The sequence below is a fragment of the Ferrovibrio sp. genome, from assembly GCF_017994015.1.
Taxonomy (GTDB): Bacteria; Pseudomonadota; Alphaproteobacteria; order Ferrovibrionales; family Ferrovibrionaceae; genus Ferrovibrio.
In genome coordinates, this window is sequence record NZ_JAGOLP010000074.1 from 1 (window position 1) to 6,025 (window position 6,025).

General features: G+C 63.2%; 5 protein-coding genes and 1 pseudogene. 2 read left to right on the plus strand and 4 right to left on the minus strand.

The window, feature by feature from the left end:
- Positions 1-761: dTDP-4-dehydrorhamnose reductase (gene rfbD, locus KBB36_RS19040; RefSeq protein WP_290984803.1), on the plus strand; the 761-nt coding region annotated here is incomplete at its 5' end.
- Here rfbD and KBB36_RS19045 read toward each other — a convergent pair.
- Positions 740-2,068: a hypothetical protein gene (locus KBB36_RS19045; RefSeq protein ID WP_290984805.1), complete on the minus strand. Its 1,329-nt coding sequence runs from the start codon at positions 2,066-2,068 to the stop codon at positions 740-742. The two genes, rfbD and KBB36_RS19045, sit on opposite strands and share 22 nt — an antisense overlap.
- A 117-nt stretch (positions 2,069-2,185) precedes the next feature.
- Here KBB36_RS19045 and KBB36_RS19050 point away from each other — a divergent pair, with 117 nt between their 5' ends.
- Positions 2,186-4,138 carry a nucleoside-diphosphate sugar epimerase/dehydratase gene (locus KBB36_RS19050; RefSeq protein WP_290984807.1) on the plus strand — a complete coding sequence of 651 codons (1,953 nt, stop codon included), beginning with the start codon at positions 2,186-2,188 and terminating at the stop codon, positions 4,136-4,138.
- Here the strand turns inward: KBB36_RS19050 and hspQ are convergent, their stop codons facing one another.
- The 3 genes and pseudogenes from hspQ to KBB36_RS19065 form a co-directional block, all read right to left on the minus strand.
- The gene (gene hspQ / locus KBB36_RS19055) at positions 4,139-4,471 is read right to left on the minus strand and encodes a heat shock protein HspQ (protein WP_290984810.1); all 333 of its coding nucleotides are present in this window, start codon (positions 4,469-4,471) and stop codon (positions 4,139-4,141) included.
- Positions 4,472-4,505: 34 nt separating this feature from the next.
- Complete coding sequence (locus tag KBB36_RS19060) at positions 4,506-5,252, minus strand: SDR family NAD(P)-dependent oxidoreductase (RefSeq protein ID WP_290984813.1); 747 nt, start codon at positions 5,250-5,252, stop codon at positions 4,506-4,508.
- Positions 5,253-5,390: 138 nt separating this feature from the next.
- Positions 5,391-6,025, minus strand: a pseudogene (locus KBB36_RS19065) (hypothetical protein); the annotation flags it as partial.

The window sequence follows — 6,025 nt, forward strand, 5'->3', positions numbered from 1 at the left end:
GGCGCGCGCCAGATGGCCCGGCCGTGGTGATCAACGCTGCCGCCTATACCGCGGTGGACAAGGCCGAGAGTGAAGCCGAGCAGGCCATGGCGGTGAATGCCGCCGGGCCGGGCCATCTGGCGCGCGCCTGCGCCCGGCATGGCGCCGCGCTGCTGCATGTTTCCACTGATTACGTGTTTGATGGCAGCGGCACACGGCCCTGGCGCGAGGCTGATCCAGTGGCGCCGCTCTCGGTTTATGGTGCCAGCAAGGCGGCGGGCGAGGCGGCGGTGCGCGATGCGCTGCACAGGCATATCATCCTGCGCACATCCTGGGTGGTCAGCCCGTATCGCGCCAATTTTGCCAAGACCATGCTGCGCCTGGCGACCGAACGCGATGAATTGCGCGTGGTGGACGATCAGGTTGGCGGCCCCACCCTGGCGGCGGATATTGCCGCAACCCTGCTGGCTTTGGCGGATCGTATGACAGCGCCTGAGGCCTTGCCGGCAGAAGCCTATGGCACCTTCCATTATGCCGGCCAGCCGCATGTATCCTGGTTCGGTTTCGCCCAGGCGATTCTGGCTGCGGCGGCGGCTTATGGTTGCCGCCAGCCGCGCCTGCTGCCGATCACTACAGCGGAATACCCCACCCCGGCGCGGCGCCCGGCCAATTCACGGCTGGATGGCACCAGGCTTTTGCAGCAACACGGCATCGCGGCACCGGATTGGCGCCCGGGTTTGCAGCAATTGCTGGCCGAGTTCTATCGCGGCGCGAAGCCATAAAGCCGGCGCTGCGCCAATTCATCCAATATTCGAAAGGCTTCGTCCGGCTGGGTGTGGACATGGCGCAGCAAGGCCGGATCGCGCTGTCCGGCGCGTAGGGCGATGGCATCCTGGCGCGCCTCCTGCGCCATCTGCCAATAGACCCGGCCAATCGCGCCCTGCTCGGCCAGCAGCAGTACAGCAGCAAATAGCAAGCCGTAGCGCCATCTTTGCGCCTTGGCCAGCCGGCTTGATGCAGCGGCCGGCAGGCTTTGCTGCCAACCGGGCAAGGCCAGCAACAGGCCGGCTTGCAATAATCCATTCAGCATCCCGTACCGTCCGGATGTGCCAATAACGCTGCCGAAATCCTGCCGCGCATAGCTTATCAGGCAGAGCGAGCCAAGCCCAAAAAGCAGCAAAGCCAGGGCCAGATAATGCAGCGGATCAAGCCGGCTCAGGCGGCGCAACAGCCAGGCGATCAGCCCCAGGCTGGCGCCAAGCAACAGGCCGGCCCAGATATAGCCGATCAGCGATGACTTGATGATCCAGGGTGAACCCAGAATATGCAGCAGCAGGTCGAGCATGCGCAGCGGATCGATTGTATCGCGGGGTGCATGCTCGATTGTGCCTGGAAAATAGAAGCTGATCGCTATGGCGCCGACCAAGGCATGCGGGATGGCGGCGCGCCAGGTCTGCTGCCGGATCATGCCGAGCAGGCCCAGCAGGGGAAACAGCAATAAGCCATTGCCGAGGCTGAGAGCGGCTGCCAAAGCCGATAATGCGGCCAGCGGCTGATGCCACCAGTCCGGTTTGGGCATTGCCACCGCCAATATGATGGCAAGCACCGCAAAAAAGCAGAGCAGGCCGTAGTTGAAGCCGTTCGGAATCACGATGGCTTCGAGCAGAAAGGCGCGCAGCAGGCAGAAGACCAGCGCCGTGCGAATCACCAGCCGCCAGCTTGGTGGCACATTTCGGCTTTGCCGTAACAGCAGCGCGGTGCAACCGAGCCAGCAGGCCAGGGTTAGGATGGTCAGGCTGGCAGCATGGCCGCCGGTCAGTTCGGCTTCCAGCACCAGCAGCAGGCGCGGTAATGGGATGGCGTGGCCGTTGAACAATGGCAACAGAGAGGCATTGTTCAGCCCATAGGTGAAATACTGCGACAGCATCGGCAGCAAATCATACACGGGCAGGGGCAGGGCGGTGCTTACGGCCAAAAGCACAAAGCCGCAGCTTTGCAACGCCGTCATGCCGTTCAGCCAATAGGCTGCCTGACTTTTTTTCTCGGGGTTGGCCGGATAATCCAGGCAGGGTGTTGGCGGTTGATTCATGCCGGCGCAATTTCTCCGTTCACGCCATGATTTGCAAGCCACCCCAGGCCGTAGCTTGCCGGCAGCAGAGCGGGTAGAATGGCGCCTGACCATCCGTCAGCAGCCAGAATTCAGCCCGTGTCCTCCGGCCTTTCCCGTTACTTCCGTTTCAACAGCCGTGTCGCCGCCGTGGCGCTGCACGATATCGCCATGGCTGCGCTGTCCTATGAAGGCGGCGTGGCATTACGCTTCTGGTTGTCTGGCGATCCCTATATATGGTTGCAATTTCCGGAGCAGACCCTGCTCTTCACCCTGGTGGCGGCGGCGGTGTTCAATGCCATGGGGCTGTATCGCGGCATCTGGCATTTTGCTTCCACGCATGACGTGATGGCGATTGCCAAGGCCGCCGCCCTGGCCTTGCTGATCTATCTGCCGCTGCAATTCTGGCTCAACCGGCTGGAGGATTATCCGCGCAGCGCCGTGGTGATCCAGTATTTCCTGCTCTGCCTGCTGCTGGCCGGGCCGCGTTTGCTGTATCGCGCCTGGAAGGATGGCAGCCTGATCGTGGCGCTGAAGCGCGAAGTGGATCGCCGCGTGCCGGTGCTGCTGCTCGGCTCAGGTGCCGCCGCCGAGAGCTTTATCCGCGAGATGGAGCGCGACCGCAGCGCCGGCTATCGCGTGGTTGGCATTCTGGACGCCAAGGAAACCCGCCAGGGCCGTGATCTGCGCGGGGTGCGCGTGCTTGGCAGCCTGGATGAACTGGACGATCTGCTGGCGCGTTTTGCCACCAGCGACCGGCCGCAGCGCCTGATCCTGGCCGATGCCAAGCCGGATCGTGCCGCCATGACCGCTCTGCTCGATCTGGCGGCACAGCGCGGCATGACCGTGGCGCGGCTGCCGCGGCTGACGGATTTTCAGCGCCAGGGGGCTGCCAGCGCCAGCCGTAACCTGCGCCCGATTGATATCGAGGATTTGCTGGGCCGGCCGCAGAAGGTGCTGGACCGCGATGCCGTGCAGCGGCTGGTGCATGGCCGCCGCGTGCTGATCACTGGCGCCGGCGGCACCATCGGCAGCGAGTTGACCCGCCAGGTGGCCGACCTGGCGCCGGCCGAGATCATCCTGTTTGAGCAAGGCGAACACGCGCTTTATCAGATTGACATGGAATTGGCCGAGCGCTGGCCCGATCTGCCGCGCCGCGCCCTGCTCGGCGATGTGCGCCAGCCAGACCGGGTGGAGCAGGTGCTGGCCGAGACGCGGCCGGATATTTTGCTGCATGCCGCCGCCTACAAACATGTGCCGCTCACCGAGGCCAATGTTGAGGAAGCCATCCTCACCAATGCGATCGGCACCAGCCTGCTGGCGCATGCCGCCCTGCGCCACAAGGTGGGGGTGATGGTGCTGATCTCCACCGACAAGGCCGTGAACCCCACCAATGTGATGGGCGCCAGCAAGCGCGTGGCCGAGATGGTGGCCCAGAGTCTGGATGTCCAGAGTCTGGATGTCCGGGGTCTGGATATGTCGGCCGCAGGCGGCACAACCCGTTTTGTCACCGTGCGCTTCGGCAATGTGCTGGGTTCTTCCGGCTCGGTGGTGCCGCTATTTGAGCGCCAGCTGGCCCAGGGCGGCCCGCTCACCGTGACGCATCCGGACGTGACGCGGTTTTTCATGACCACGCGCGAAGCGGTGGAACTGATCCTGCAAGCGGCGGCCTTGCCGGCCGAATCGATGCTGGCGGCGGGCAAGATCTTTGTGCTGGATATGGGCGAGCCGGTGCGGATTCAGGATCTGGCCCGCCAGATGATCCGCCTGGCCGGCTTGCGGCCGGATGCGGATATCAAGATCGCCTTCACCGGGCTCAGGCCGGGTGAGAAACTGTATGAGGAAGTGCTGCACCAGGCCGAAACCCTGGTGCCGACCAACCAGCAGGGCATCCTGCTGGCGGCGCCGCGGGTGATCGATGCGGCGGAACTGGAGCGTGCCCTGGATCAACTGGCCCAGGCGGCGCGGCAACGGGATACGGCGCGGGTGCTGGAGTTGTTGAAAGCGCTTGTGCCGGAATTCCAGCACGCGCCCAACGGCCAAGGTAAATAACTACATCCGGGCGCCGCCGCGCCAGATGTAATGGCCGTCGCGATAGCCATCAAAATATTTCGGCACATCGGGATGGTTCACCGGGCCGCCCTCGCCATCCGGCAGCAGGTTCTGTTCCGAAACATAGGCCTGATAGCTGGTCTGGGCGTTTTCGGCCAGCAGGTGATAAAAAGGCTGGTCTTTGCGCGGCCGCATATCGGCCGGAATCGCCAGCCACCATTCCTCGGTGTTGTTGAACACCGGGTCGACATCAAAAATCACACCCCGGAACGGGAAGAGACGATGTTTCACCACATCGCCAATTGAAAACTTTGCTTCCCTGCTCTGAGGCATATGCCGTGTCGACCCATGTTGTTACAAAACTATTTTAATAGGTAGCACGTCCGCCGCTCAAGTCGAACACTGCGCCGGTGGTGAATGAATTCTCGGCCGAGAGCAGCCAGGCGGTCATGGCGGCGATTTCATCCACCAGCACGAAGCGGCCACGCGGGATTTTTGACAACATATAGTCGATATGCTGCTGCGACATCTGGTCAAAAATCCGGGTGCGTGCAGCGGCCGGGGTAATGCAATTCACCGCGATATCATGGCCGGCCAGTTCCTTGCCCAGCGATTTGGTCAGCGCCACCACGCCGGCCTTGGCCGCGCTATAGGCGGCGGCATTCGGATTGCCTTCCTTGCCGGCGATGGAGGCCACATTGACAATGCGGCCATATTTGCCGGCCAGCAGATGCGGCACCACCGCGCGGCAGCAATGGAACACGCCATTGAGATCAAGGTCGATCACTGCCTTCCAGGCATCCAGCGGATAATCCTGCACCGTGGCATTGGGGCCGGAAATGCCGGCATTGTTGACCAGCAATTCGATGCCGCCGAGCCGGGCGGCGGTTTCGCTGGTGGCTGCTGCCACGGCGGCGTAATCGGTCACATCCACTGCCAGCGCAATGCTGCCCTGGCCCAGGGCGGCGGCGGTTTCATTGGCCAGGTCCGCATCGCGGTCCCACAGCGCCACCTGGGCGCCGGAAGCCAGCAGCCGCTCGGCCACGGCGCGGCCGATACCCTGGGCGCCACCGGTTACGATGGCGCGGCGGCCTTTGAGGTCGATCTGATTCATTGGGCGTTCCCCGTTCTTGTCCAGACCTACTCATATATCAGATATGAAGCGTGCTGCCAGCAGCCGGCTTGGCTTTTTGGCAATGCGGGCGCCTCTGGCCGGGGTTAACCTGCTTGGTTGCCGGCTGTGGGGAGGGCGTTATGAATAGCTTTGCCAGGCGGCGGCAATCGCGCCATCCAGTGCCGCATGTTCCGTGCTGTTCAGGGTCATGCCGCCGGGCACAGCGGCTGAGTAGCTTGCCATGGCAGAAACCAGATTCTGCACCTGGCTGGCCAGCAATTCCTGGCTGCCATCGCTGGTGCGAATCGCATCAATACGATTGGTGGTGTCTGAGAACCAGCCGGCCAGGCTGACCTGGCTTGCAGCTTCGCCAATAACATCGATCAGCAGGTTGTTGCCGCTTTGCCGCAGCCAAAGCTGATCCCGGGCGATGCCGGCGCCAAAAAGCACCAGATCCGTGCTGCTGCTGCCATCGCTGATGCCGGCTTGCAGGATGCTGTCAAAGCCTTCAGCGCGGTTGATCACATAGACATCGTTGCCTTCGCCACCTTCCAGGCTGTCGTTGCCCGCGCCGCCGAGCAGTCGGTCGTTGCCGCCGGCGCCATAGAGCTTGTCATTGCCGGCGCCGCCGATCAGCCAGTCATCGCCCAGGCTGGTGCGGTCATTGGGATCAACATTGCCGCCATAGAGGATATCGTCGCCGCTGCCGCCGAACAGGCCATCATCGCCGGCCCCGCCCAGGATCATCTCGCCGTTATTGGGCTGGCCGGTCC